This is a genomic window from Galbibacter sp. L-19 (genome assembly GCF_056857615.1).
The window spans coordinates 1-2,245 of record NZ_JBSXNL010000002.1; the positions used below are offsets into that span (position 1 = coordinate 1).

A 2,245-nucleotide genomic window follows, 5' to 3' on the forward strand; every position below is an offset into this window, starting at 1 on the left:
GTATACTTGTCTGCTCTTTTATCGCTTCAATGGCTACTTTGGCCTTAAAGGATGCGCTGAATTTTCTTCTTGATGTTTTCATATTGACAGGGTTAAAATTACAACTTAATTTCCTGTCCTAAATTTGGGGAGTATTATACAATTTGCTCTACCTATCCAAAATCAGGAAGCGTTTCATTAAAATATATTTGCAGATTACGTACTTCATAGCTATCTCCCAATTCCTTTCGAAGTGAGGCGGCTAATTTAGTATCTGTCTCATAGTCCCCTTTACCTCCCCCATGGATGAATACTACCTGTTTTACCTTTATTGCCATTATTTTTATCTCAATACAATCATACACTTACAAATTTAACAAACTCTTTTCTGTGAAGGCATGAAGAATAATGACTTCTATTTAACAAAAAATATAAATTTATTTTAGAGTTTGTTAAATATATTTACAAAACTAATTATGGAAATTTTAATTATTAAAATCAATTAAACTTCCATAAAACATAACTTATCAACCTGTAAAACAAACCCGATATAATGATAGATTTCTTTGAGTTTTGTAATAAGATTTCTCCACTTGATAACATCGCTTCTGTTGAATTAAGTTCTATCTTAAAATTAAATAGTGTAAAGAAGAATGAACCTATTGTAACACGTTCTCCTCATGCTCGAGAGTTCTATTTTATAAAAAAAGGAATCGTAAAATTATGCTTTAATGGAGATGGCACGGAATTTACTATGCGATTCTTTGAAGCACATACGCTACTTTGTGATATTGAAAGTTGCACTAAAAACGAACATTCCAAATACCGTATTGTAGCGATTGAAGATACCGAGTTTTTTTCCTTTTCTTTTTTTGAGTTTGAAAAGTTATGCCTTACACATCATTCCTTGGAAACATTTTATCGCAGATTTATGACAATGGCCAACCTAAATATGATGGAAAGGATTAGTGAAATTCTTGAAGAAAACGCAACAAAAAGATACAATAATTTCATTAAAAAAAAACCTCATTTACTGCAACGCATTAGTTTAGGTGAACTTTCTAATTATTTAGGAATCACTCAAGTTTCTTTAAGCAGAATAAGAGCCCTTAAATAGTTTTTTATCATTTGTTAAATGAATTATGCTAGTTAAGATTGATTTTTGTTATTTATTAAAAATAAGCAAATGGAAGAAAACACAAATTTAAAAGTAGTAAATAATCACCTAAACTATGACAAGGTATCCTTAGTTAAACCTTCAACCTCAAGTTACATTCATATAGCTGCTGAAATCGATAAAAAGAACATTCCATTTTTTCTCACCAGTAGTTCTAAAAAAAAAAGACTCATTGCACAATGTAAAAAATGGTGCCACCTATTAAAAAAAATAAACGGCGTAATTGAAATTCATCTATTTAAAGCAACCATAATTCCCCCTGGAATAGGAAAATATGTAAAAGAAAATATTCATGAAATACATTTGGCAAAATTTGATTTTGTCATTTTGATTGAGACCAACTCTGAAAAAACACATACTGAGGTTTAAAATAATGAGGTTTATAAAAAAATGTTGAATACTATAGAAAGAAAAGCCAGTTATACAAACATTATGTTTGCAGCTAATGTTAGAAAAATTAACGATGTAGATCATAAAAAGAAAGGCGTATTCCTTTTTAACTATTTCTCTGCTAAGAACACAGAACAAAACTTAAAAGTTTGGGAGTATACTGCAGGTTGGTTTCAAAAAGAAACTGGTTTAAACAATTCTACCCTTTTATTACCAGTTGGAGAAAGAAATTTTCAATATTCAATAATTAACCATTGCAGGTGGGATAGTTACATACATATTTTACCTGCTTTAATTTTTAAAAAGACATTTAAAAAATATGTACTAGACAATTTTTATATAAATAATGTTGGGGCTCAACCCATCCTGTATACAATTTTATAAAATGATTGTTCTATTGGATTTATCAACGAATAAGCCTTACTTTTCCAATTATTGTATTTAACTACTATACAGAAAAAGCTAACTTACTATATTGGGACTATAGGGGATCCTATATATTTGCTAATAATTTTTCATTAATTAAGTTGTAAAATAAACCACTATGGATTTGAAATCCATTACACTACTCCCCATCTGTAAGACAGTTTAAATATATATCTAATTATTTATGATGCTATTCTTTTTGTATTATAAATTTGATCAGGTGGTACTTTTCCTATTTCAGTATGCCTTCTTTTGGTGTTATAGAATTCAATA

Annotated in this window: 4 protein-coding genes; 3 read left to right on the forward strand and 1 reads right to left on the reverse strand. The window is 28.8% G+C overall.

From position 1 onward, the window contains the following. Window positions 1–152 precede the first annotated feature (152 nt). The gene (locus tag AC13CQ_RS00015) at window positions 153–317 is read right to left on the reverse strand and encodes a hypothetical protein (RefSeq protein ID WP_157136695.1); all 165 of its coding nucleotides are present in this window, start codon (window positions 315–317) and stop codon (window positions 153–155) included. A gap of 215 nt (window positions 318–532) precedes the next feature. On the opposite strand from AC13CQ_RS00015, the gene AC13CQ_RS00020 reads away from it, so the two are divergent. The 3 genes from AC13CQ_RS00020 (at window position 533) to AC13CQ_RS00030 (ending at window position 1,930) form a co-directional block, all read left to right on the forward strand. After that, a complete protein-coding gene (locus AC13CQ_RS00020) occupies window positions 533–1,096 on the forward strand; it encodes a Crp/Fnr family transcriptional regulator (protein WP_008615094.1) in 564 nt (187 codons plus the stop codon). 69 nt (window positions 1,097–1,165) lie between these two features. After that, on the forward strand, window positions 1,166–1,525 hold the full coding sequence (locus tag AC13CQ_RS00025) for a hypothetical protein (protein ID WP_040879787.1): 360 nt from the start codon (window positions 1,166–1,168) through the stop codon (window positions 1,523–1,525). 21 nt (window positions 1,526–1,546) lie between these two features. Further along, window positions 1,547–1,930 carry a hypothetical protein gene (locus AC13CQ_RS00030; RefSeq protein ID WP_040879789.1) on the forward strand — a complete coding sequence of 128 codons (384 nt, stop codon included), beginning with the start codon at window positions 1,547–1,549 and terminating at the stop codon, window positions 1,928–1,930. Window positions 1,931–2,245: the final 315 nt, after the last annotated feature.